This is a genomic window from Brucella sp. JSBI001 (genome assembly GCF_026014005.1).
Taxonomy (GTDB): Bacteria; Pseudomonadota; Alphaproteobacteria; order Rhizobiales; family Rhizobiaceae; genus Brucella; species Brucella anthropi.
In genome coordinates, this window is the sequence record NZ_CP110339.1 from 4,184,822 (window position 1) to 4,208,482 (window position 23,661).

The window sequence follows — 23,661 nt, forward strand, 5'->3', positions numbered from 1 at the left end:
CTATCCCTTCAAGCGCTGCATCCCCTCGGCCAGCGTCCAGAGCGCGCGATTGAGCGTCACGTTCTGGTCGATGCCGTTGATGGCGCGGGTCTGGCTGCGCCGGATGCGGCCTTCGGCGTTGCGCTTGCGGCCATGCAGTCCGCCGCGAACGACGTTCTCCTGAATGACGTTGAACGTGGTCCAGAGGCTTCGCCCTGCATCCTCGCGCCGACGCGGCTCGATGATCTGGTCAGGCCGGATGGGGCTTTCGTCCTCGCCATAGCGGGCGACAAGGCTCGCCTCGGCCAGCACGCGGCGCTCGTCCTCGGAAAGCTGAACCTCCTTCATGCTCTCGCTGGCGTCGATCAACCGGGGGAAGTCCTCGGCGACAGTGTAAACGCCTTCGATGATGTCATGCTGGATATTGCCCTTGTGCGGCACGCGGACTTCCTCGAACCGCTCGCCCGCAATCATGCTGTTGGTGCAGACGAAACGGAGCATCCCCGCGAACATCTGATAGGCGCTGGTCCCGTCATGGCTGTTCACGATGATGACTTCGGCGGCTTCGCGCTGGCCGATGCCGCCCTCCCGGCGCAAGCGCAGCATGTGCTTGGCGTGGCCGTGACGGCTGCCGTCGCGCGGAACGGACTGGACGGCGAAGAACGGGAACCATCCTTCCCGGCGCAGCCCCTCCACGATGTCGATGGTGGGGACATAGACGTAGCGTTCCGAACGGCTGTCATGCGCCTCGCGGGCGAAGATGGACGGGACGTGCCGGTAAAGCGCCTCGTTGTCGAGGGCTTCGCGCCCGCTGATCTGATGGGCGTTGCGGCCGAACCGGGTGGCAAGCTGATGATACATGATCCTGTCTCCTATTGGCTTGGGTTGGAGCGCAGCGCTGCGCTGCAACCCTGGCCGTCGCCGAGACCGGGTGTGCAAACGGAGTGGGTGGCTTCGCGGGGAACCGGCTGCACGGAGCGCGGAACGCGCGCAGGAAGCTGGGCGGAAGCCACTCCGAAGTGCGCCGAGGGCTGGCCCTAAGCACGCCGCCCGGCCAGAGCGGAGCGGAGGACGGGGAGAAGATCTGATCGGGTGCAAACCAGACAGCAGAAGGCCGCTTCTCCCGATCTCCATATTGTTTGACGGGTAGCGGCCATGAGCATGGACAAAGCCCCGCTCTTTCGAGCGGGGCGCTCTCGGGGGCCGGCCTCAGTCGCCGTTGCGGCGGGACCAGATGAGGTTGTGACCGCTGCCGTCCTCGACTTCGATCAGGCTGGCGTAGATCGGGGCCGGGAAGCTCGGATCGTCCAGCTTGACGCTGAGATATTCGCGCTGCGTCTCGCGGGCGGTCTTCTTCCAGGCCGCGCCGAACTCGGTGGCTCCGACGAAGATGCGGAAGTCGGGGCCGCGCTCGCTGTCGCCCTCGGTGGCGGTGAACTTGGCCTTGACGTTGAGGGTCAGGGTCTTGACCGCGCCGGTGAAGCCCGCGCCGTTCTCGTTCTTGGTGAAGGTGCCGATGGTCGCCATTGTCGTGTTCCTTTTCCTGTCGGGCCGCTCCAGTGCGACCTCGATGGCGGTCATTCGACCGGGGACGATCGGCCCCGCACCCGTCAGGGCTGGAACATCGTGGAAGGCGGCCGGTGGCAGCTTTTTTGCCTCGCGATGCAAAGCCGAAGGCGGCGGAAAAAAGCTGATGACGGACGTTGCGGGAAGACGAGCGAGACGCCGCCTTGGCGGCGGCGGTCTTCGGTCAGACCTTGCCAATCGAGGACGCGGATGGAGCGCCCCAAACAGGAATCAGGGTGAATACGGCAATGGCGGCTATCCCACGCCGCACCGGGATCGGAAAACGCGGTGCGCCCCTCACTGCGGTTTTCCCTGTCCCGACCGCCAAGGCCGTTCAGATTTCGCCAGCGGGGCAGCGGGCGCGCCTTCGTCTGACCTTCGCGGGCGCCGCCTTATCCGGTGTGGAAGGAAGATCGCGCGCGGGCGTGGCGTCATGCCATGGCCAAGCGGACGATTGCGAGCCTGCCGAGGCTGATCCGCTTGCCGGTTGAAGCGAACGAAATACCTAACCTCATGGTCCTGCCGTGGCGACCGTGGCCTGCCCCCGAGACGGCCTCGCTCGGCCAAGCGGGGCTTGTCGCGAAATGGCCGCTGTCGCTCCTTGCGTTATGGGATTGAAGCCGAATGGCGGAAACGCGCTCTGGGCGCGGTTCCGGCGCAGCCGAAAGCCCGGCCCTAAGGGCAACGCGATCCAGAACCCTATTTCGGAATCGGGCGTGAACCCGCAGCTCAGTGTCCGGCTGTCCAGGGGTCGATGACCGGAACACCGGCGGCGTTGAAGGCGCTGGCGTCACGCGTGGCGACCGCAAAGCCCTGATCGGCGGCGATGGCGGCGATATATCCGTCAGGTGTGGGGAATCCCTTGCCGGCCTTGCGAGCCGCGACGGCCAAGTCGGCATAGTGGCGGGCGGCGTTCGTGTCGAAAGGAAGGATTCTGCCCTCGAACAGCGGCAGAAGCCCGTCGAGCGTGGTCGCGAGACGCTGCTTGCGCCGCCCGTCAGGCATCGCGCCGATGCCGAACAGGAGTTCCGCCACGGTCACACTGGAAAGGTAGAGCGTTTCGGCCGCCTGTTCGTCCAGCCAGTCGCGCACGGCCGGAGCTTGTTCCGGCTTCATCGCCTCCGAGACGACATTCGTGTCCAGAAGGATCATTCAAAGCTCATGGGCGTGGCGGGTGTCCGGTCGCGGCCCTTTTCCAACGCCTCGACATCGGCGTTGGTGAGCCCGGCTTCGCGGCTCAATGCCGACAGGGCCGAGCCGATCCGAAGGCGGTCCGTGGGGCGAACCGCTGCTTCCAGAATATCGCGCATCTCGGCCTCGGTGCTGCGGCCATGATGGGCCGCGCGCACCTTGAGGGCACGATGTGTCTCATCGGACAGATTGCGGATCGTGACGGCGGGCATCTGACAGCATACCCAGTTAATTGATAGCAATGCCATCAACATATAGAAACTGCCATCAAAATGCAAGGCGGGGCCTTTGTCTGGTGCGCGTTCTAGGATTTTCGCGACAGTCTTTCATGGACCACGCGCCCGCGCTCGGAAAGCCGATAGCCGCTCGGCAGGCTCTCCGTCAGGCCAAGCTCCTTGAGCAGGCGGATTTTGCGCTTCACGGTCGGCTTGTCGATCCCGAGGCTATCGGCGATCTCCCCGGCGGTCCTGCCGTCACGCTCGCCGATCCGCCGGAGCGTGTCGGCGGTCCAAGGCCCTGAGCGGCTGCTCGTATCGAGCGCGGCCAGCCGCTCGCGCAGCGCGGCGAAATCGTCGGCGTCGAGACGGTCGTTCCGACGCAGGGCCTCGCGCGGGTCCGGTCCCGCCAGATGGAAGCCGATCCGATACAATGTCCCGGCGCGCCCTTTTCGGAGTTCGACAAGCAGCGCTTCGCGGCTGTCGAACCCCGCGCGCCCGGCATCCTCTTCCAAGATGTCGTCCGGCTCGACGGGCTCGACCTGCTCGATAGCGAGAACGCCGACAGGCGTCCGCAACGCGCCTCCGGCTCGCACCGTGGGCTTGGTCCAGCACCGGAATGCGACCGTTACCCGCCCGGCCTTTATCCCGTCGAGAACCGCCTTCTTGAACAGCATGTCGCTTCGCTCCCCACCGGCATCTATCTGGCGGGTTGGCCGACACCCTGCGCCAGCCGCATCCATGCAGAGACGCCGACGAACGCGCCGCCGACGATGCAGAAGATTTGCCGCCAAATTTCGGACGGCACGGCCTCCTTGGTGATGCCCGAGACCAGCGCATAGCCCGCCACGGCGGCGGGCACGGCGAAGACCAGCGCCACGATCAGGCGGATGACGGGCGAGCGGATCATCTCGAACAGGCCGGCCAGGACGCCGAAGGCGACGCCGGCGGAGAACAGGCCGACCAGTCCTGCGCCGATCAGGCCCGAGCCGGTCTGATAGGCGAACTGCGCTGCGGTCAGCCCGAGCATGAAGGGCAGCGCATATATGGCAAGCGTGTAGGCGAGAACGCAGAGAAGCGCGATCAACGCAACGCTCATGAACATCACCGCGACCATGACCCTTCACCTCTACTTGCCGCACCGCCTTTCGTGCCGTCATCCGTCTGACGGCTGCATTGTCGGCATGGTGCCAATGCTTGCCTGTCCTGTCGAGCCTGGTGGGCCTGACCATTGTTGATCTGTCGAGGTCATCCGGCCGCGCGGGGAAGCCGCGCGGCCGGAATTTTCCGGGCGGAAGGCCGGGACCGCTCGCGCGATCCCGGCCCCTCCTTCATTCCGCCGCGACGGCGAAGGGCTCGGCCTCCACGGCCTCGGCGCTGTCGGGTTCCGTGACGGTGGCCTCCGACTGTTCGTCGACCAGCCATGCGGCCCGCTCGGTGCGCAGCACGGGCGGAAGCCAGCCGGTTCCGGCAAGAAGCTGCTCGGCGGCTTCGGCCATCTCCTGCTTCTTCTTGTCCGCGATCCGCTCGGCGGCCTCCTCGCCAAGCGCATCGCGCACGGCGGCGAGGATATGCGCCTTGGTCACGCGCCCGAGATAGGCCCGAACCGTGGGCGTCCAGTGCGCCGTCATGTCGAGGGCGACCGCCGTCGCCAGCCTGTCCGCCGTCTGGTGGGCGAGCGGCTTGCGTTCCCACGGCATCTTGACCGCATTGACGGTCTGCGCGGCGCAATGCGCCAGCAGCGCCATGACGCTCGCATGGTCCAGCCCGGCGACGAAGCCCCAAAGCTCCGACACGTCGCGCGGCATGTCCGCCGCCCATCCGGCATGACGATCCGCCAGCGCCTTCGCCGCCGCCGTGTCCTCGATGCCGTCCGCATCGCTGGCAAGGTAGCTGCTCGTCGGACGGATTTCGAGGCAATGGGCCTCCGTGGCACGATAGAAGGTCTGCGCGGCCAGCGTATGGGTGACGGCGATCAAGGCCATGTCCGGCTGCTCGCCAAGGGCGAGACGCAGGGCAAGGGTGCGATGGGCGGTCAGGTCGCGGATGAGCGAGTCCGACAGCGGCTTGCCGTCTTCCTCCGCTTCCTCGTCCTCGGCCTCGAGCGCGGAAACATGGTTGCCGTGCTCGTCATGGTCGCCATCGTCCAAGACCTCCCCATCGCCGTTGACGCGCACGCCGTCGATGACGGTTTCGCTGTCCTCGGCTTCTTCCGGCTCCGGGGCCTCGTCCTCGGCGCGGATGAACCCGCGTTCGATGCGGGCCGTGCCCTCATGGTTCAGCACCACGAAAGCGCCGCCGCGCGCGATGTCGTCGGCATCGTAGGCATGGCGCAGCCCGTCGATGCGCTCGATCTCCGCTTCAAGCTCCGCGAACCGCTGATCCACTTCGGGCGGCAGGTCTTTGTCAGCGTCCTGCCATTGCGCCGACAGGCGCTCAAGCTCGTCCTGCGCGGCGTCGTAGGCTGCGGCGTCTTCCTCCGAAAGCTCCACCGGACGCGGATAGGTGCGGCGCATGCCGTGGGCGTGGGGATAGTCGATATGAGCCGAAGCCCATTTCCACCCCTCGGCCTCCCGCGTCTCTGCGGCGAGCCTTTCCAGCTTGTCGATGGCAAGCCGGTCCAGCAGCGCGGCGTCCTCGTAGAAGCCGCCGCGATCCTCGGTGAACAGGTCGCGGATAATGTGCCCTCCCGCCTCGGCATAGGCTTTCGGCCCGACGAACACGCGCGCCGATCCGAAGCCGCCACGTTGCTGGCGGTCAGGTCGCGGCGGATGATCCACGGCTCCTTGTGTAGGACAGGTTCTCGTAAACCTGTTCCTGCCGGGCGTGGTCGTCGGTGATGGCGAACGCCTGCAACTGGTCCATGGTCAGGCCGCCGTCGCGATAAACCTCGATCAGCTTGGGGCTGACGGCTCCAAGGCGAAGCCGCTGCTTCACCACATGCGCGGTGACGCCGAACCGGGCCGCGATTTCCTCCGCGCCCCATCCGCGATTGTCCGAAAGTTCGCGGAAGCGCTCGAACTCGTCGGCGGGGTGCAGGTTCTCACGGTTGACGTTCTCGTCAAGGCTGATCTCGGCGGGATCGTTCGCCGTGTCGATGACACAGCGGATCGGCTCGGTCTTCTTGATCTCCTTGCGCTTCACGCGCAGAAGCTGCGCCAGCCTGCGGCCCTCGCCGATGCTGACCAGATAGAAGCCGGTCGGCTCGCCTTCGCCATCAAGCTCCGGCTCCACCACGAGGTTTTGCAGGATGCCCTTGGCGGCGATGCTCGCGGCCTTCCCCTGGATGGACGCCTCGCTGTGCGGGGTCTTCCGGGCGTTCTTCGGATGCTTCTTGAGCTTGTTGAGCGGGATGAAAACCGTTGCGCCATTCTCGATGGCGGTGGCGGTGCTCGCATTCGTGGTCATGGTCTTTCTCCTATGGGCTTGGGTTCCAGCGCAGCGGAAGCGCCGCGCTGAAACCCTGCCCGTCGGCGAGACCGGGTGTGCAAACGGAGCGAGTGGCTTCGCGGGGAACCGGCTGCACGGAGCGCGAAGCGCGGAGGAAGCTGGGCGGAAGCCACTCCGAAGTGCGCGGAGGGCGGAGCCCTAAGCACCTCGCCCGGCCAGAGCGAAGCGGAGGCCGGGCATAAAAACGCTTCCTCTCCGAATGACCTGTTTCTAACGATTTATCGTTTCGGAGGCCGTAGCCCACGACTGAACAAAACCCTGGCGCCAGACTTGCGGGCCGCGTGTCGCGCGATCGTCGACCGTCACCACAGCAGCCCAGCTCGTTATCGGCGGTCGATGCCATCCCAGAAATCGCACTCATGAATCGTTCGTGCATCGGCGAGTTCGGCCCGGTCCATGCCGGGAACAAGACGGAGCAGCGAGGCGGGCCGTTGCGGATCATAACGGGGCCAGGCGGGCAATCCCTCGACATGAGGATCGCCGTTTCGCGCAAAGGCGGTCCAGTAGCGGATCATGGCGGCGCCGAGCGCCCGCTGCTGGTCGCTGATCGGACGCTTCTCGCCCGTTTCCACCACCACCGGCATGCCGCTGGTCAGGTCGAAGAGCAGCGGGAGTTCGCCCGAATGCGACGCGCCGGGCGGAAAATCTGCGGCGATCGGCACCAGGCCGACCGCGTTTTGGTCGTCGAACAGGTAGCCATAGACAGGCGCGAGGCCGGCAATGGCGCGCCGGTCCTGATCGGCCGGACAGGCGAACATGCGCGAGGTGATGGTCTCGGCCCAGGTCAGGGCCGGCGCTTCCGCCTCGCCAGCGAAACGCGACACCGGATAACGCTCCGCAATCGCCGCGGCATCCTCGCCATAGCCCTCGACCAACAATTCGGCATAGCCGGGCTCGGTGATCGGCGTCCCCATCAGTCGCGACAGTCCCACCATGGCGCGGCCCTCGTCGCGGTTGGTGCCGATCAGGACCGGCACGGGGTTGAACCGGCCCTGCGCCATAGCGACACCTGGCTCCAGCGGCAGCGTCGGGGTGCCGAAGGCGGCCTGGCCGCTTGCGCCGCCGGCCTCGACCAGCTTCGCGGCGGGAACGGCGCGCAGGCATTGCAGCCGTTCGTCGTCATCGGCGCGGTCACAGCCCACGGCGTTTGCGATCTCGACGCCGAGCCGTTCCGCCTCGGTCCGGTCGATCCAGAACGAGCCCAGCGGCGTGACATTCGTCGGCCAGCGCATATTGCAGCCGCCGCTCTGGAGGATCGCCTTGTGGAACAGGCCGGCAGATCCCGGTGAGACCATGTGCGCGCAGGTCCGCACGGCGCCGCCTGACTCCCCGAACAGGGTGACATTGCCGGGATCGCCACCAAAGGCAGCGATATTGTCGCGCACCCAACGCAAGGCCGCCTGCTCGTCCAGAAGGCCGAACTGCCCCCCGCCTTCCAGGCCGGGCAGGGCGAGATAACCGAAGACGTTGAGGCGCGAGGCAACCTTGACCACGATCACGTCGCCGGTCGTCACCAGGCGCGTCGCGTCGTATTCGTTGGGCGAGCCGACATGCAGGCCGCCGCCATGCAGCCAGACCATCACGGGGCGCGGCGCACCGGAGTCGGTTACGGGCGCCGTGACATCGAGATGAAGGCAGTTTTCGTCGGGCGCCTCGCCTTGTGGGCATGAAGGGCCGGGTTCGGTGGCGGCGCGCACCCCCTGCCAGGGCTCGAGCGGACGTGGCGGAGCGAAGCGATTGTCCTCAACCGGCGGCGCGGCATAGGGGACGCCCTGGAACAGCCAGGCATCGCCCTGGCGTCGGCCTTGCAGCGTTCCTTGCTCCACACTCACGGTGCCGTCTTGGCCGACGTGCTTCACCGTCGCCTCGGTGGGGGCGCATCCCAGCATAAGCATGCAGGCTGCGACGGCAACAACCAGAGGCGATCGAGACGATGTTTCACGACGGTTCATTTCATCGATCTCTCTTCTTGCGATAGAATCGATCGGTTGCAAATAGAACGGCGAATGGAAGCGACGGTTGCTTAAGCATACCGGTTTCATCAGGATCGCCCGATGCGCGTGCGCTTGTCGACACTGTGACAAGTAAGGCATTGTGCCGTTCCGAGGGCGAGAGGCGCTGGCTCAGCCCATCGAAACGTGATCGGATCATTGTCGACTTATCGCCAGCGCGATTGCATTTCGTCCCAGCTTGGCCCTGGTTCAGGCAATGGATCTGTCTCCTTTTGGCTCAGGCCATCGAGGAGAATGCTTAGATAACGCTGCCTGAGAAGCTTGTTGCGCGGTCCATCACCGATCGACACCGTCGCCACGAGTTCGCCGATGACGTTGAGGTCGTTGACGTCGGCGTCCGGGCGCAACCGGCCCGCGTTTCTCGCGCGCAAGAAGATGCGCTCGTTCAGCGCCTGCGCCTCGGCGGCGAGATCGAACAAGTCCGGGCTGGGCGGGAACGCGCCGGCCAGGAGAAGAACGAGCGTGTGCGTTTCGGCCTCTATCACCCGCCTCATGAACCCGGCCAGGGCGTCCCAGGGATCACCCTCATCGGCCAAGGCCTGCCTCGCCTCCGCGACATAGCGTTCAAGCCCGCCGCGACACAGGGCCTCTAGCAGACGGTCCTTGCTTTCATATCGGCGGTAGAGCGCGCTCATCCCCATGCCAGCCTCATCGGCGACGGCCGCCATGGGCGCCCTGGGATCGCGCGCGAAGACCCTCCTCGCAGCCTCCAGAATGCGGGCGTCGTTCCTTTGTCTTCGCGTTCCGCCCGACGGAGGCGACCGTTCACTCATCTGCACCTCTTGGGGCGACCGCGGGGGCCACAAGCATCCGATGACGTTCTCATACAGGGCGGTCATCAAACCGACATTGAATGGCGTCATCAAAACGGAACGATATATTCCGTTTCTTTGCCAAGGTAGTGACTTCAGGAGGCCGCTTCATGACGATCGCCCCGTTCAGGATCGATATCGCGCAAACTGCAATCGACGACTTTCATGAGCGGCTCGACCGGACGCGCTGGCCGGAGGAGGCGCCTGGCGAGGGATGGAGCCGGGGCGTCCCGATCGATTATCTCAAGGCGCTCAGCGCATACTGGCGGGAGGGTTTCGACTGGCGCGCGCAGGAAGCCCGGCTGAACGTCTTTCCGCAGTTCATCACACAAATCGACGGTCAGACCGTGCACTTTCTACATGTGAAATCTGGGGACGAAACAGCGACGCCCCTGATGCTGGTGCACGGCTGGCCGGGATCGTTTGTCGAGTTCATCGATCTGATCGGCCCGCTGGTCGATCCGGCGGGTCATGGCGCGGCTGGCGCGCCCGCCTTCGATCTGGTCATCCCATCGCTGCCGGGCTTCGGATTCTCGCACCCTTTGGTCGGGGAAGGCTGGACCTATCGCCGGATCGCCCAAACCTGTGTCGAGTTGATGCGCCGGCTCGGCTACGATCGATACGGCGTCCAGGGCGGCGATGTCGGGGCGTTCGTCGGGCCGGAAATCGGCCGGGTCGCGCCCGACAACGTTATCGGCGTTCACGCCAACGCGATGGTGCAGATTCCGTCCATGGTTCAGATCGGCGTCGGGCTCGTTACTCTGTCGTCGGACGAACGCGAGCGGCTCGACCGCTTCAAGCATTTCAACGACGAGATGCGCGGCTATGACCACATCCAGGGCACCCGACCCAAGACCCTCGCCTTTGGCCTGACGGACTCGCCGGTCGGCCAACTCGCCTGGATCATCGAGAAGTTCAAGGAATGGTCCGATCCTTCCGCCGAGTCGCCCGAGGACGCGATCGACCGCGACCTGTTGCTGACCAATGCCAGCCTCTACTGGTTCACCGGCACGGCGGGGTCTTCGGCCAATCTCTACTATGAGACCAAGCACGACCCGGCCGGCACGGACAAGGAGAAGAATCCGGTTCCGACCGGCGTGGCCCTGTCCAGCACGCAGGACGTCACCATCCGCAAATGGGCCGAGCACGAAAACAACATCGTCCACTGGACCGAGTTCGAACGCGGCGGGCATTTCCTGGCGCTCGAGGCGCCGGAAGCTCTGGCGAAGGACATCCGAGCGTTCTTCTCGGGTCTGTCCACGCCATAAGGTTGAGGCGCCGAAGGACGCGGTTCATCGCTTGCAGGCATATGCCTGTCAGGAAATGAACAACCAGAGGCGGCATCCGCGCGTTGATCTGCCGTTCGACGCCACAGCGTCGACATCCTGATCGGAGCAGGCGCTATGCGCATCATCCTCGTCGGCCTTGGCTTCCTGATGATCATCGCCGCCTTGTTCTCGATGCGGTTGCCGTCCGGGTTGGTGAAAAACGCCATTCGCCCATAGCCCGTCAACTCCCAAGGCTGCACGACGCACCTGCTGCCATTGTTTTCGACGCTTGCAAGCGTGGCCTCGATTTCGCCCATCGCGCCCGCACTTTCGAGGACCATTGCCATCGGGGGCTGCACGATCCGTCACCTTTACCTTTCCCATACGATCCTGTTCAGATCGCCGCGCAGGCGGTCGGCGTCCACGCCGCCAATCGCGGCTTCGATGTCCCGGTGGGTTTCATCCCAGACCGGCACGGCGAGCACCAGAAGCTCGCGGCCTTTATCTGTCAGCACCAGACGGCGCGCGCGCCTGTCCTTTTCGTCAGGGCGGACCTGCAACAGCCCGTCGCGTTCCAAGGGTTTGAGGTTCGCGGTCAGCGTCGTGCGGTCCATCGCCAGAAGCCGCGCCACCGATCCCAGCGTCGGCGGCTCGGGCCGGTTGAGCGAGATCAGCAGCGAGAACTGGCCGCTTTTCAGCCCCAGCGGGCGTAGAGCCTCGTCGAACCGTCGCGCGAGGGCGCGGGCGGCGCGCTGCGTGTGCAGACACAGGCAATGATCGCGCACGAACAGCGTGGTCTCGTGGGGAGCGGCGTTTTTGGAGGGAACCGAAGTCGGCATGAAGGGTTATGTGTTGATATCAACTGTAATGTTCAAGCCTTGTGGAGGAGACGGGCCCTCATGAAGATCGAGACTGTATTCATAAGCGTCAATGCAAGAGATTTCTCAGCTCAGTCCCAATGGTGGAGCACCCTGCTCGAGCGAAAATGGGACCGCGAACCGATGACGAGCTGCCACGAATGGGATTTGACCGATAGCGCCCTCTTTCAAGTGCTCGACAACGCCGAAGAATCGGGAGCGGCTACGGTAACGCTGCATATCACTGATCTCGATGCACATATCGCGCGACTGCGGCGGGAGGGAATAGACGTGTCCGACCCGGTTTACGTCGAAGGCTTCGAATCCCTTCGCTTTTCGCAGTTTGAGGACCCGGAGGGCAATAAGGTGGGACTGTTGGAGGGAGCATAGTCAAAGGCCGGCAACCCTACCGGTCAGAAAGTATTAACCAAGCAATACGGAGGCCAGCCATGCCGACGAGCGAGCATCGCGAGCAAACGCCGATGATCGTCTGGACCTATGACTGGGTGCCCGGCGGCGAGGACGGCCCACGCGGCTATGTGCGCGACCTCAGGCTGCGCTGGGCGCTCGAAGAGGCCGGGCTCGACTACGCTGTCAGGAGCGTCTCCTTCGAAGAGCGCGGGCCCGATCACATCGCCCGACAACCCTTTGCGCAGGTGCCGTTCCTCGAAGACGACGGTGTCACCATCTTCGAAAGCGGCGCGTGCCTCCTGCACCTTGCGCGCAAGAGCGAGGCGCTGATGCCACGCGATGCGCAGGGTGGGGCGGAGACGCTCGAATGGGTAATCGCCGGGCTCAACTCGATCGAGATCGTCACGGTCCCATGGTGGTTCCTTTCGGTTTCGGGCGACCCCGAGAACGGCCTCAAGGACTGGGCTTCCAAGCGGCTCGATCAGATCGAAACGGTTCTGGCGGACCGCGAATGGCTAGCCGCATCGCGCTTCACGGTCGACGACATCCTGATGGCGGACGTCTTGCGTCTGCCCGAGCTGCGCAAGCTTGGCGACCGCCCGGCAACGGCGGCCTATGTGGAGCGCGTCTGCGCTCGCCCCGCCTTCGAAAAAGCCCGTAATGACCAGATCGCCCATTTCGCCAAAGGCGACGAAACCAGGAAAGACATGGCGTCATGAACATCCAGGGACTCTTCGCCGTCGTTTCGACGGCCGACATGGACGCATCCGAAGCTTTCTACACCGCGCTGATCGGCCGCGCTCCCGACGACCGGCCGATGGATGGCCTCATCGAATGGCGTAATCTTGCCGGCGCTGGCCTCCAGGTCGCGCACGATGCCGGCAAGGCCGGATCGAGCGAGGTCACCCTCGTGACGCCGGACATGGCGGCGGCGCGAAGGGCGCTGGCGGATGCGGGCCTCACGCTTGGCGAGGACATCCAGGGCGATTTCGGGATTATCGCGCAGATCGACGATCCTGACGGCAACCGCCTGACGCTGGCCGAGCCGCCGAAAGCCATGCAGGCGTGATGGCCGGTGCGGTCGCGGCCACGAAATGTGAGTCCGACATGGGAGATATCACCGGTCACATTCTCGAATAACTCCCCTCTACAACCGTTGCACAGCGTGCGTATGGAGGTTTTCATGAAAGTCGTTGCCAACATCGATTTCGACGGCGATTGCCGCGACGCGTTCACCGCCTATGCCAGCATTCTGGGTGGCGAGATCCGCGGCATGATCAGCCATCGCGACATGCCCGAGGCTTCCGAAGGCGTCCCCGAAGACCGCCTCGACCGCATCGTCCATGCCTGGATCGATATCGGCGACCAGGCGCTGATGTGCCAGGACATGCAGGATTTTTCCGGACGCAAGGGCTACAGCGTCACCGTTTCCGCCGACTCTGTCGAGGACGCCCGCCGCATCTTCGAGGCGTTATCCGAAGGTGGTGAGGTGCTCATGCCCTTCGCGCCGCAGCCGTGGTCGCAAGGCTTCGGCATGACGACGGACCGCTTCGGCGTCACATGGGTGATCGACTCGCCAGCCGCTGGCTAACTCGTCCCCGGCGCAATTATCGCAATGAGGTCGAACGGATGAACGATACGGATGCGATCAGGGATGTCATCTTGCCTGGACGGAGGCTGTCGCCAAGGGAGACCGCGCCGGCATCTTGGCCGACCATGCCGAGGACCTGCTGATGTTCGACTTCCCGAACACGGTAAAGGGCATCGAAGCCTATGGAAGAACCTGGGACTTTTTCGATGCCTCTCGCCGCGGGGCGGTCACGTTTCGGCCGGGCGAAATCCGGGTGACCGCAGGAACCGAGGCCGCCTTTGCGAGCTGCGAGATCCATTGCGACGGGACAACCGCTGGCCCTCTCGATTTCCGCCTCACGACGTGCTTCGAGCGGATGGGCGGTCGCTGGATCATCGTCCATGAGCATCATTCGATGCCAACCACCGACGAGGTTCTTGTCGGACCGGACGTCACCCGCTGATCTGCTGGCTGTCGTCGCCAATGGTATCGTGAGGCACAGGGTTGACATGCAAACGATGACGAGAGGATTGGATGATGATCGAAAACCTAAAACCCGCTCATGACCTGGCCGCGCTGAAGCCAGCGGCTTGGCCGAACGAGAGCGCCGAATACCGCAAGGCGCGTACCGCACTCCTGGCCGAGGAGATCGAGCTTCGCCGGCACATCCAGCGCGTCGCCGCCCAGCGCCGTGCCTTGCCGCCGGGCGGCGAGGTTCCGCAGGATTATCGCTTCGATGGCGCGGACGGGCCGGTGACGCTGTCGCAGATGTTCGGCGACCACGACACGCTGATCGTTTACGGCATGATGTACGGACCCGGGCGCGGGGCCGGCTGTCCGATGTGCTCGGCTATGCTCGATGCTTGGGATGGCGAGGCTCGCCATATCGAGAAGCGCGTTGCCCTCGCGGTTGTCGCCCGCTCGCCGATCGCGCGCATTCTCGACTATGCGCGCGATCGCGGCTGGACGGGTATGAAATTCTACAGCGATCCGTCCGGCGATTTTTGGGCTGACTACAACAGCGACCGCGATGCCGACGAACCGGCTTACATCGTCTTCCGCAAGGGATCGGACGGCACGGTGCGCCATTTCTATTCGGGTGAAGGCGGCATGGAGATCGCCGATGCGGGCCAGGACCCGCACAGCGCGCCTGACATGAACCCGCTCTGGGTGCTGCTTGACACCACGCCGGAAGGGCGCGGCACCGACTGGTATCCTAGGCTCGACGATTGAGACCTGCAACGCGCCCATGCACCACCATCGGAGCCGTCCCATGACCCCTGTGATCACCGCCTTCGAACAGTCGCCCGACAAGGGCCGGGGGCTCGCGCGGGACATGCGGGTGCGCTGGGCGCTTGAAGAGGTGAGACAGCCCTATGACGTTCGTCTGCTTTCGTTCGAGGAGATGAAGGAGCCCGCTCACTTGGCGCTTCATCCTTTCGGGCAGATTCCGACTTATGAAGAAGGCGATCTCGCGCTCTTCGAGTCCGGCGCGATCATATTCCATATCGCTGAGCGCCATGCGGGCCTGGTGCCGGACGAAGCGAATGCACGGGCGCGCGCGATCACCTGGATGTTTGCCGCGCTCAACACCGTGGAGCCGATAATCGTCGAGCGGGAACAGGCAGCATACACGGAGAGGGACAAGATCTGGTACGAAGAGCATCTTGCAATGATCGAAGATCGCGTCCGTGAGCGGCTGCGCCAGCTCTCCAACCGCCTTGGTGATGCCGACTGGCTTGATGGTGAATTTAGCGCAGCCGACCTGCTGATGGTGTTGGTACTGCGCCGGCTGGATGGAACGGGCATTGTCGATGAGTATCCCAATCTCTCCGCTTACATCGCTCGCGCAGCAGGGCGGCCCGCCTACAAACGTGCCTTCGACGCTCAGTTGGCGGTTTTCACCGCTGCAACAACCAGCTGAAAGACTCTATCTATGCGCGGGACGTGGAGATTGAGGAGGACGGACGATGACCACAGACGATAGGCAGGCGGTCCTTACCCTTCTCAAGGCCCGTGAGGAAGCGGTCCTGCGTGGGGATGCGGTAGCCGCGCTCGCGGCGCTTGCGGAGGACGTCGTCCTCTACGACTTCCCGCCGCCGCTCGCCTATCGGGGCACCGAGGCGCACGACGCGGCGGGCCTCCGCGCCTGGTTCGACACATGGGACGGGCCGGTGGAGGTGCGGCTTCATCACGAAACAATGGTCATCGAAGGCGATCTCGCGGTCGTCTACGGTTTCGAGAACATGCGCGGCGAAAAGAAGGGCGAAGGGCCGCTCGACCAGTGGTCGCGCATCACCACCGTTCTGGGCCGGACGGACGACGGCTGGCGCATCGTCCACGAACACCCCTCCTTCCCGCTGATGATGGACGGAAGCGGCCGCGCCGCGACGGACCTGACGCCGTGAGCGGCGAAGGTTTCGGCATCGACCACACCGGGATCGGCGTCGCCGATCTCAATCGCTCTGCGCGCTTCTACGACGCCGCGCTCGGCGCGCTCGGAATGCGACGCCTCATGCAGGTGTCGCCGGAGGGCGCGTTCGCAGCGCCGGGCGAGGCCCTTGGCGGGATCGGCTATGGCTCTGTATTTCCGGTCTTCTGGATTGACATCGCCCATCCGCACGGCCAGCGGAACCACACTGCCTTCCGCGCCGGCAGCCGGGCGGAAGTCGACGCCTTTCACACGGCCGCGCTGGCGGCGGGCGGGACCGATAACGGCGCGCCGGGTATCCGGCCGACCTCCGAAGGCAACCCGCCCGGCTATTATGCCGCCTTCATACTTGATCCGGACGGTAACAACATCGAAGCGCTGTTCAGGGAGCAGGGTTTCTGAGGAAATCGAACGACATGCCATTCACGGATCACCATCACGCCGGTCAAGACCGAACGCAAGGCAGCCTATATCGCCTTCTCGGCAAAGGTCGCAGCCGTCTATTGCGAGCACGGCGCTCTGCGTGTCGTGGATTGCTGGCAGGCGGCCGACCAGGACGACGCGACGGACTTCCATGCCGAGGGTGCGCGGCCGGATTATGAGAACGTCGTCCTGCCGGACTTCCGCAAGGCTGCGAACGCGGCGGCGGACGAGACAGTGATCGTGTCCTAGGTCTGGTGGTCGGACCGCAAGACCCGCGACGCCGGCTTGCAAAAGGCGACATCCGATCCGCGCATTCAACCTGCGGCGGGCGAGGATGCGATCTTCGATGGCCAGCGATTAATCGCCGGCGGGGAACGCGGTCGCTGGGCAAGGTGTTAAGTGGAGCAAACTAGGAGCCGATATGACCGCCCTGTCAGTATCCGTGACCAAGAGCTACGACGCCTCGCCGAGCGAGGTCTTCGCCGCGTGGAGCAACCCTGACGAAACCCGGCGTTGGTGGGGCCCGAAGGATTTCACGGCCACGATCTACGAAGCCGACGTGCGCGAAGGCGGCGTTTGGCAAGCGGTGATAACCAACGACGGCGAGTCGCTCGGTCAGTCAGGAAGGTATTTGAACATCGAACCGGACCGGCGGCTTCAGTTCACCTTCAATTGGGAGGACGGCGAAGACGACCAGGAGCGGACGATCACGGTGAAACTGATGCCCGACGGCGCGGGAACAATGCTGACATTCAGCAACACCCCTTATGCGTCGAAAGAGGATCGAGACAACGAGCAGAGCGGTTGGGAGGAATGCCTGGCGCGGCTCGGCGATTATCTGGAGGTCCGCAATGGCTGAGACCTTCAACGGCAAATGTCACTGTGGCGCGGTGACCTTCACCGTGCGATTCGACGAGGCTATCGAGACTAGCCGCTGCAACTGTTCGATCTGCCAACCCACCCGTTTCTGGAAGGCGTTAGTCCCCGCCGAAGCTTTCACACTCGACAGCGGCGCGGACGCGTTGGGGACTTACGAGTTCGGACGCCGGACGATCAAGCACCATTACTGCATGCGCTGCGGGGAGAAGCTACACGGCGATGTGTCGATGGACGGCGGTGCGCTGGTTGCGGTGAGCGTCCCGACCTTAGGAATGTCGCCGGAGCAATTGGCGGCGTTGCCGGTCACATATCAGAATGGGGCGGAAGACGACTACGAGCATCCGCCACAAGTGACGAGCTACCTGTAGCGCATCCGAGCGAGCAGCGCCAAAGCGGTCTTTGCAGATAAGGCCCTGGAGGCAGGCTTGCGAAAATGGGCCGATGCCACTTGCTCAGAGGGCTATAGCGTAGACGTAGTTCTCCGTTTCGTCGTTCTCGGCCCGCCATTTTATTTTCCCCACAACAGACGCGAGTTACCTCTTTCAAGACGGTAAACCGGTTACGGCATCCGCAACTCAGGCAATAAAACAGCCGGAGGTTTGGACCTCCGGCTGTGATTTTTAGTTCAGGCCTTCTTCCTTGAATGCCTTCTGCACGTTCGGGCGGGCCAGCACACGTTCGCGCAGTTTCAGCGCCTTGGGATAGGCGCTCAAATCGAGCTTTTGACCAACGCCCCAACCGATGATCACCGACGCATAGGCATCTGGTTGAGTGAAGTCATCGCCAAGCCAGTAGGCGTTCTTGTCCGACAGCATGGCTTCGAGCTGACCCAGACGACGATTGATGTTGGCGATGACGCCAGCCCTCGCTTCCTCGCTCAGGTTGGGCGCGAACAGGCCGCTAAAGGCCGCATGCAAATCCGAACAGAAGCCCAACGCTTCCTGCAGGCGTGCGCGTTCGATTGAACCATAGGCGGGCTTGAATGCTGCAACATCGGAATGATCACCGATATATTGGAGAATTGCCGCATTCTGCGTGATGACAGTGCCGGGCTTCACTTCCAGCGCCGGGACCGCACCGCGCGGATTGACTGCGAAATAATCGCCACCGTCCGCTGTCTTCTTGGCCTTGAGATCCACGGCCTCCAGCTCATAAGGCAGGCCCGCCTCGCTCAGAATGATGTGGGGTGCGAGCGAACAAGCGCCGACCTTGTAGTAAAGCTTCATAAAAATCTCCCATCAGTTTCGATGAAAGACCTCTATCAATTCTGGTGCGCCCCGCAAGGAATTGGGGATCACAATTCCTTGTGTAATTGCATTGGAGCGTTTTTCGATCAGACTGAATCAGATCGGCGCTCTAGCGGTTTGTTTTGACGAGCAATTTATCAGAAAAGCGATGCGATCCGCGCAGGCTTCGAAGACTGCATTCGTGTCACCACAACCATCTTGTTGAACTCGCCGCGCTTGAAGGCGCGCAGGAAGCGCGGATAGTCCTTGAACACGACACAACCATTGGAATCGCCACGGCGCCCCAGCATGAAAGTATGCGCCAGAAGGCCATCGCGATTATAGCGGTTGTTGCCGTCGACAGGCGTGAGGCGGATCGCCTCGACGCCATGGAACAAGGCCTCGCGCATGCGCAGATCATAGGTATGTGGCGGCGTTGGCCCGCGGTTTTTCTGGTTCACATAACGCGGATTGTCGCGCATCGGACCGAGGCCGGAATGGGCTTCAAGGCGCTCACCGCTCGGCAGGTAAACAGTGGCTGCAGAAATATCGTAGATGGCAACCTTGCTGCGTGCAGCCTGATTGAGAAGCGGGCTGAACAGGCCGGGACGCGGTTCTTCGGTTGCACCGCTTTCCGGCGCATAAGCGAGCTCGGTCTTCTCATGCATGCGGGAGCGGCGCAGCGAAGGCTTGGCGCCCGGCAGCGGCACATCATCGGGCAGGAATGCATCCCGGCTGGCTTCATCCTCTGCGGCCATGTCGGTTTTCTGATCCGGAGCAAGCTGCGGAACAGGAACGGCATTGCCGGTAGGAAGATGTGCCCGCCTTTCAACGGCGTCCATTTCTTCAGCTTGCGAAAGCGGATCAATCTTGTTGAAGGCCGCCGCTGCGTTCGGTGCGGTCGGCACTGGCGCATAGGCAGCCACAGTCACGCCAGCCGTCGCGGCAGGTTGCTTTTGCTCGACACTCGCCACAACAGGCTCGTCGCGCCTGACGCGATCAGCGCGCAATTCGATGAGGGATGCCGTATCGACTGGCTTGTCCTCGATCACGGAATCGGGACCGATATCAGCAATGATCGGCTGATCGTTTACGTTTTTGGCCCGGTGCCAGTCGAGGTTGGAATAGGCCGCATCAGCAGTGTAGGCATTGATGAAGCTCTGCCTGATCCGCCGCGATGGCGCGATCTTGTGATCAACGACGGCAAGTGCCTGCGGCGCGGTCAGGGAAACACGGCGCATGATCGGGGCAACAGGCGCAAAGGCCGGCACGACCGTTTCCAGCGTGCCGAGCGCAGTCATCATCCAGCTTCCGGCCACAAGTCCCGTCGCGGCGAAAATCGCAACGCGCGTAAAACCTTTGAAACCGAGCGGAAGTCTGATGCCGTTGCTGCGCGGAGCTGCGTAGCCATACACTTCTGTTACACACGCCATGATACAAAATCCGAATGGAAATCAACTTTCGCGGCACCGCTTTGCATGTCAGTTCGGCAAAAAGACGAACAAGACATGGCAAAGCGGTGACTGGAAGGTCATCTCCAGCATCGTCAATTATGGTAACCAAATCCTTTACGGAATGAAAAAATCCGGTTCAGCTGGCTTCGGAAACCAACTCAAGCGGTCAGCAGATAGGCGCCCTGTTTGGCGCTCGGGAATTCCAGCCCCTCCACCGCAACGCGATTGCGTCCACGGTGCTTTACCCGCATCAGGGCAAGATCGGCACGTGCGGCCGTTTCCCATAATGTTTCAGCGCCGCGCACCATGGCGATGCCGAAACTGCATGTCATGCGGCGGTCTGCAGGCAACATGGGAAAACTGTGTCGGGCCACGCGCCCGCAAAGCCTATCGCCCAGTCGCTCACATGTTTCGGCATCCCCCCGGACCAGAAGAACAAATTCTTCGCCACCGACGCGACCGACAATCGTTGTATTTGCTGCCACTGTTTGCAGAATGCAGGCAAACTCAACCAGCACCTGATCGCCGGTTGCATGACCCAGCTCGTCATTGATCGACTTGAAGTGATCTATATCCGCGATAATGACCCCATGATCACCACGCTGGGCCTCGGCCAAACGCATAGTCGCATGACGCTCAAGGCCGCGACGATTGAGAACACCGGTCAGCGGATCGGAGTCACGCTCTGCCTGCAATTCCTTGACCACATCCGAAGTTGTCACCACCAGAAGAACCAGACCGGCAAAGACACCCGCAAAGGCACCGAATATCATGATGCCCTGCCAATAGCGCGAATGAATGAGTTCCGACGGCCGCGTGATGTCGGCGGGGAGCCCAAGCGCCATTCCAGCCTGTACAAAGAAATGCACCATCAACAACAGCAATGCACCAAACAGCACGCGCTCAATCCAGCTTCGGCGTGCAAGATTGCGCGCCTGAATGCAAAGCACGGCCACCAGACTGCCCAGAGTCAGTTGGACAGTAGGCGCAATTCGCGAATAGCTCGTATCATTCGCAATGAAATAGGCCATGGCTCCAAGAAGACCGAGCCCGATCAGTCCCGATGCAAGGCGGGAATAACGTCCGCCCATGCGTATCATGACACCCTCGCAAAGCAGCCAACCGCCCAGAAAATGGAAAGTCGTGGCAACCGGCGAGGTCAGGGTCAAGTTGTTCGAGATCAGCGAGATAGGAACCAGAAGCCCGAAAGCAAAACTGGCGAAGCTCAGGCCGAAAAGCAAAAGATGCCTGCGCTTCGTGTCGAGCATCCAAATGCCTAACATCGTCGCAGCAAACAGCAATACTACCAGCGGCGGCACAAACTTCACGAACAGGCCCTAAATCGGTTGAAAATGAGAATGCTAAAACGCTATTTCAAATTGAACCCAATGTGCAATTACAAACCAGCATCAAAGTCAAGTTGTAAGCTTGCAATATTGATGAACACTAAAACCTAAAAGAGCAACACTGAGAATAAGCGATTGCTAAAATAAATTGAAAACAACATCATTCAGCGAAAAACTCTTTTCACGCAGTTTTTACCTTCAGATTTATCCCCAGAAGCTTTTCGGCGATCATGCGGCCGATGGGTATGGAAGACGTCGCGGCCGGTGACGGCGCATTACACACATGCAGCATTCTCTCCGTTTCCTTGAAGAGAAAATCATGCACCAGCGTGCCGTCATCAAGAACGGCTTGCGCCCGTATTCCGGCGCCCGGCGCGCCAAGATCGGCAAGCTCCAGCGTCGGGCAATATTTGCGGCACTCTTTCAGATAGCGTGTGCGAGACGCGGAATTGCTGAACTCGGCTAAAGCCGAGCGCCAGTTCTTCATCGCCATCTTCCAGAAGCCGGGAAACGTCGACATATCTGCGACATCACCTGCACGGAAACTGCCTTTGTCGTAGCCTTCTCGCGAAAAACCCAGAACTGCGTTCGGGCCGACCGTGACACCGCCGTCAATCGTACGCGTCAGGTGAATGCCGAGAAATGGCAGGTCGGGATCAGGGATCGGATAGATCAAATGCTTGACGATATTCGCCTTCGATTTCGGCAAGGTGTAGTATTCACCGCGAAACGGCACGATGCGATGGCTGATATCCAATCCGGCAAGCCGCGCAATGCGGTCTGACTGCAACCCGGCGCAAGCGACCAGCTTGGAAGCACGCAAGGTCTCGCCATTTGCCGTTACCGCAACGCCTTTGCCATCCTCCCGGATTGCCGTAACCGGCGCCTTGAGCCGCACGATACCGCCGCGCTCAATGATTTCCGCAGCCATCGCCCGCGATATTTTCGCATAATCAACAATGCCCGTCGCCGGAACGAGCAGTGCCCCGAGGCCTGCAACCGCAGGCTCGACCTTGCGCAGAGCCTGCTGGTCCACATGCTGGAAGGTGATGTCGTTCTGGACCGCGCGCTTGGCGAGCGACTCCATGCGTTCGACTTCTTGCGAAGAGGTTGCGACCAGAAGCTTGCCGCATGTTTCAAAAGGAATGGAATATTGCCTGCAAAAGGCTTTCGTGGCTTCCGCACCCGCCCGGCACAATTGCGCCTTCAACGAACCTGGCTGGTAATAGATACCGGCATGGATGACGCCACTATTGTGTCCTGTCTGGTGGCGCGCGAAATCGCTTTCCTTCTCCAGCAGGATGATCCTTGCGCCCGGCTCCGCTTCCTGCATGGCTTTTGCTGTCGCAAGCCCGACAATGCCGCCGCCGATAACGCAATAATCATAATCTGCCACGAAGTCCCCTCCTCATACCCTTTCCCGGCGCAAGCGCCCTGCCTTGCTACCGCTCGACAGGATGATTACCTGTTACTTATACGATTGCGGCCTTGGTTGCAGCACCGCAAAATGGCATTCTTTGCCAAACCCGTTCCCCCATGCGGAGAAGTTCCATGCGCCATCAGTTCGACCTTTTTGCTCTTTCCCCAGCGGAAGGAGAGGAACGGGCAGAACTGCGCCCTGCCCGCGCCAAGCCCGGCAAGACGACCGGCATCGATGAAGCGGAAATGGTGCAGCGCCTGAAAGACAGCGGGCGTTACCGCATCCTGCAGCGGCTTGATCCGCCACCGACGGTACCGGATGCCGACCGGATCGCCTTTCCGCGACTGGGCGTCGTTGTCGACACGGAAACGACCGGCCTCAATCCCGCGCAGGAAGAAATCATCGAGATCGGTGCAGTTGCTTTCCGCTATGCGGATGACGGCTCCATTGGTGATGTCTGCGTCACGTTCGGCGCGCTGCAGCAGCCATCCAAGCCAATACCCGCTGACATTACCCGTATCACCGGCATTACCGACGATATGGTGAAAGGCCAGACGATCCCGCGTGAGAAGCTGGATGCGCTCATCGCCGAAGCCGATATCATCATCGCGCATAATGCCGGTTTTGACCGTCCGTTTCTCGAGCGTTTCTCAATCGCTTTCGCCAACAAGCCTTGGGCCTGCTCGGTCAAGGAGATCGACTGGACCGCACGCGGTTTTGAAGGCACCAAGCTTGGCTACCTGATCGGCCAGAGCGGCTATTTCCACAACGGACACCGAGCCGAAGATGACTGTCAGGCCCTGCTCGCGGTACTGAAAGAACAGTCTGGCGACACCACGCCCTTTGCCGAATTGCTGAAAGCAAGCCAGCGCGCGCGGATGCGCATCTATGCAGAAAACAGCCCGTTCGAAATGAAAGACCACCTGAAGGCGCGCGGCTATCGCTGGTCGGATGGCACGGATGGACGTCCGAAATCATGGTGGACGGAAATCGGAGAAGAGGAACTCGGAGCCGAGCTCGAATATCTGCGCACCGAGATTTACAACTGGCGCGATGCCGAACCGCTGATCCAGAAGCTGACCGCCGTGGACCGTTACAAGGAACGTGCTCCGCTTCGCCCGAAGAAATAAAAAGGCCGCAGATACGGCCTT

General features: G+C 62.4%; 28 protein-coding genes and 1 pseudogene. 15 read left to right on the forward strand and 14 right to left on the reverse strand.

Translation table 11 applies throughout. From position 1 onward, the window contains the following. Together LJ361_RS19995 and LJ361_RS20000 are read right to left on the reverse strand one after the other, a co-directional pair. Nucleotides 1-840, reverse strand: coding sequence for a DUF932 domain-containing protein (locus LJ361_RS19995; protein WP_264812152.1), 840 nt, complete (start codon nucleotides 838-840; stop codon nucleotides 1-3). 348 nt (nucleotides 841-1,188) lie between these two features. Then, a complete protein-coding gene (locus tag LJ361_RS20000) occupies nucleotides 1,189-1,506 on the reverse strand; it encodes a DUF736 domain-containing protein (protein ID WP_264812153.1) in 318 nt (105 codons plus the stop codon). Between the two features lie 275 nt (nucleotides 1,507-1,781). Here LJ361_RS20000 and LJ361_RS20005 point away from each other — a divergent pair, with 275 nt between their 5' ends. Further along, the gene (locus tag LJ361_RS20005) at nucleotides 1,782-2,036 is read left to right on the forward strand and encodes a hypothetical protein (protein WP_264812155.1); all 255 of its coding nucleotides are present in this window, start codon (nucleotides 1,782-1,784) and stop codon (nucleotides 2,034-2,036) included. Nucleotides 2,037-2,274: 238 nt separating this feature from the next. Here LJ361_RS20005 and LJ361_RS20010 read toward each other — a convergent pair whose 3' ends face one another. From LJ361_RS20010 to LJ361_RS20040, 7 genes and pseudogenes are all read right to left on the reverse strand, one after another. After that, nucleotides 2,275-2,697, reverse strand: a complete 423-nt coding sequence (locus LJ361_RS20010; RefSeq protein ID WP_264812156.1) for a type II toxin-antitoxin system VapC family toxin — start codon at nucleotides 2,695-2,697, stop codon at nucleotides 2,275-2,277. Then, the gene (locus tag LJ361_RS20015; protein ID WP_264813611.1) at nucleotides 2,694-2,948 is read right to left on the reverse strand and encodes a FitA-like ribbon-helix-helix domain-containing protein; all 255 of its coding nucleotides are present in this window, start codon (nucleotides 2,946-2,948) and stop codon (nucleotides 2,694-2,696) included. The genes LJ361_RS20010 and LJ361_RS20015 overlap by 4 nt, the downstream gene beginning before the upstream one ends. A 92-nt stretch (nucleotides 2,949-3,040) precedes the next feature. After that, nucleotides 3,041-3,745, reverse strand: coding sequence for a helix-turn-helix domain-containing protein (locus LJ361_RS20020; RefSeq protein WP_264812158.1), 705 nt, complete (start codon nucleotides 3,743-3,745; stop codon nucleotides 3,041-3,043). Beyond that, nucleotides 3,652-4,068: a hypothetical protein gene (locus tag LJ361_RS20025; protein ID WP_264812161.1), complete on the reverse strand. Its 417-nt coding sequence runs from the start codon at nucleotides 4,066-4,068 to the stop codon at nucleotides 3,652-3,654. The genes LJ361_RS20020 and LJ361_RS20025 overlap by 94 nt, the downstream gene beginning before the upstream one ends. A gap of 214 nt (nucleotides 4,069-4,282) precedes the next feature. Further along, nucleotides 4,283-6,359 (reverse strand): annotated as a pseudogene (locus LJ361_RS20030) (ParB/RepB/Spo0J family partition protein). A gap of 365 nt (nucleotides 6,360-6,724) precedes the next feature. Next, nucleotides 6,725-8,443: a carboxylesterase/lipase family protein gene (locus tag LJ361_RS20035; RefSeq protein WP_264812162.1), complete on the reverse strand. Its 1,719-nt coding sequence runs from the start codon at nucleotides 8,441-8,443 to the stop codon at nucleotides 6,725-6,727. A 116-nt stretch (nucleotides 8,444-8,559) separates the two neighbouring features. Beyond that, nucleotides 8,560-9,081: a TetR/AcrR family transcriptional regulator gene (locus LJ361_RS20040; protein WP_264812164.1), complete on the reverse strand. Its 522-nt coding sequence runs from the start codon at nucleotides 9,079-9,081 to the stop codon at nucleotides 8,560-8,562. Between the two features lie 254 nt (nucleotides 9,082-9,335). On the opposite strand from LJ361_RS20040, the gene LJ361_RS20045 reads away from it, so the two are divergent. Next, nucleotides 9,336-10,493, forward strand: a complete 1,158-nt coding sequence (locus tag LJ361_RS20045) for an epoxide hydrolase family protein (protein WP_264812165.1) — start codon at nucleotides 9,336-9,338, stop codon at nucleotides 10,491-10,493. A 371-nt stretch (nucleotides 10,494-10,864) separates the two neighbouring features. Here LJ361_RS20045 and LJ361_RS20050 read toward each other — a convergent pair whose 3' ends face one another. Next, nucleotides 10,865-11,332: a MarR family winged helix-turn-helix transcriptional regulator gene (locus LJ361_RS20050; RefSeq protein WP_264812166.1), complete on the reverse strand. Its 468-nt coding sequence runs from the start codon at nucleotides 11,330-11,332 to the stop codon at nucleotides 10,865-10,867. A gap of 60 nt (nucleotides 11,333-11,392) precedes the next feature. Here LJ361_RS20050 and LJ361_RS20055 point away from each other — a divergent pair, with 60 nt between their 5' ends. From LJ361_RS20055 to LJ361_RS20110, 12 genes are all read left to right on the forward strand, one after another. After that, a complete protein-coding gene (locus LJ361_RS20055; RefSeq protein WP_264812167.1) occupies nucleotides 11,393-11,740 on the forward strand; it encodes a VOC family protein in 348 nt (115 codons plus the stop codon). Between the two features lie 59 nt (nucleotides 11,741-11,799). Beyond that, nucleotides 11,800-12,480 carry a glutathione S-transferase family protein gene (locus LJ361_RS20060; RefSeq protein ID WP_264812168.1) on the forward strand — a complete coding sequence of 227 codons (681 nt, stop codon included), beginning with the start codon at nucleotides 11,800-11,802 and terminating at the stop codon, nucleotides 12,478-12,480. Continuing rightward, nucleotides 12,477-12,830, forward strand: a complete 354-nt coding sequence (locus LJ361_RS20065) for a VOC family protein (protein WP_264812169.1) — start codon at nucleotides 12,477-12,479, stop codon at nucleotides 12,828-12,830. The genes LJ361_RS20060 and LJ361_RS20065 overlap by 4 nt, the downstream gene beginning before the upstream one ends. 114 nt (nucleotides 12,831-12,944) lie before the next feature. Continuing rightward, on the forward strand, nucleotides 12,945-13,352 hold the full coding sequence (locus LJ361_RS20070; protein ID WP_264812170.1) for a VOC family protein: 408 nt from the start codon (nucleotides 12,945-12,947) through the stop codon (nucleotides 13,350-13,352). 115 nt (nucleotides 13,353-13,467) lie between these two features. Continuing rightward, nucleotides 13,468-13,794: a nuclear transport factor 2 family protein gene (locus LJ361_RS20075; RefSeq protein WP_264812171.1), complete on the forward strand. Its 327-nt coding sequence runs from the start codon at nucleotides 13,468-13,470 to the stop codon at nucleotides 13,792-13,794. A 71-nt stretch (nucleotides 13,795-13,865) separates the two neighbouring features. Beyond that, a complete protein-coding gene (locus tag LJ361_RS20080) occupies nucleotides 13,866-14,564 on the forward strand; it encodes a DUF899 family protein (RefSeq protein WP_264812173.1) in 699 nt (232 codons plus the stop codon). Between the two features lie 40 nt (nucleotides 14,565-14,604). Next, nucleotides 14,605-15,255: a glutathione S-transferase family protein gene (locus LJ361_RS20085; protein WP_264812174.1), complete on the forward strand. Its 651-nt coding sequence runs from the start codon at nucleotides 14,605-14,607 to the stop codon at nucleotides 15,253-15,255. A gap of 46 nt (nucleotides 15,256-15,301) precedes the next feature. After that, nucleotides 15,302-15,739, forward strand: coding sequence for a YybH family protein (locus tag LJ361_RS20090; protein ID WP_264812175.1), 438 nt, complete (start codon nucleotides 15,302-15,304; stop codon nucleotides 15,737-15,739). Further along, nucleotides 15,736-16,164, forward strand: coding sequence for a VOC family protein (locus LJ361_RS20095; RefSeq protein WP_264812177.1), 429 nt, complete (start codon nucleotides 15,736-15,738; stop codon nucleotides 16,162-16,164). The genes LJ361_RS20090 and LJ361_RS20095 overlap by 4 nt, the downstream gene beginning before the upstream one ends. Before the next feature lie 69 nt (nucleotides 16,165-16,233). Then, the gene (locus LJ361_RS23665; RefSeq protein ID WP_413775059.1) at nucleotides 16,234-16,434 is read left to right on the forward strand and encodes a DUF1428 family protein; all 201 of its coding nucleotides are present in this window, start codon (nucleotides 16,234-16,236) and stop codon (nucleotides 16,432-16,434) included. 172 nt (nucleotides 16,435-16,606) lie between these two features. Beyond that, on the forward strand, nucleotides 16,607-17,044 hold the full coding sequence (locus tag LJ361_RS20105; protein ID WP_264812179.1) for an SRPBCC family protein: 438 nt from the start codon (nucleotides 16,607-16,609) through the stop codon (nucleotides 17,042-17,044). Further along, nucleotides 17,037-17,432, forward strand: coding sequence for a GFA family protein (locus tag LJ361_RS20110; protein ID WP_264812180.1), 396 nt, complete (start codon nucleotides 17,037-17,039; stop codon nucleotides 17,430-17,432). The genes LJ361_RS20105 and LJ361_RS20110 overlap by 8 nt, the downstream gene beginning before the upstream one ends. A 252-nt stretch (nucleotides 17,433-17,684) precedes the next feature. Here the strand turns inward: LJ361_RS20110 and gst are convergent, their stop codons facing one another. From gst to lhgO, 4 genes are all read right to left on the reverse strand, one after another. Then, nucleotides 17,685-18,290, reverse strand: coding sequence for a glutathione transferase (gene gst / locus LJ361_RS20115; protein ID WP_010659377.1), 606 nt, complete (start codon nucleotides 18,288-18,290; stop codon nucleotides 17,685-17,687). A gap of 158 nt (nucleotides 18,291-18,448) precedes the next feature. Next, nucleotides 18,449-19,723: a DUF2778 domain-containing protein gene (locus LJ361_RS20120; RefSeq protein ID WP_029929381.1), complete on the reverse strand. Its 1,275-nt coding sequence runs from the start codon at nucleotides 19,721-19,723 to the stop codon at nucleotides 18,449-18,451. Between the two features lie 179 nt (nucleotides 19,724-19,902). Next, a complete protein-coding gene (locus tag LJ361_RS20125) occupies nucleotides 19,903-21,072 on the reverse strand; it encodes a GGDEF domain-containing protein (protein WP_029376031.1) in 1,170 nt (389 codons plus the stop codon). 199 nt (nucleotides 21,073-21,271) lie between these two features. Beyond that, nucleotides 21,272-22,486: an L-2-hydroxyglutarate oxidase gene (gene lhgO / locus LJ361_RS20130; RefSeq protein WP_010659373.1), complete on the reverse strand. Its 1,215-nt coding sequence runs from the start codon at nucleotides 22,484-22,486 to the stop codon at nucleotides 21,272-21,274. Between the two features lie 155 nt (nucleotides 22,487-22,641). Between lhgO and LJ361_RS20135 the strand changes: the two genes are divergently transcribed. After that, on the forward strand, nucleotides 22,642-23,640 hold the full coding sequence (locus tag LJ361_RS20135; protein WP_010659372.1) for a 3'-5' exonuclease: 999 nt from the start codon (nucleotides 22,642-22,644) through the stop codon (nucleotides 23,638-23,640). The last annotated feature ends 21 nt before the right edge of the window (nucleotides 23,641-23,661 follow it).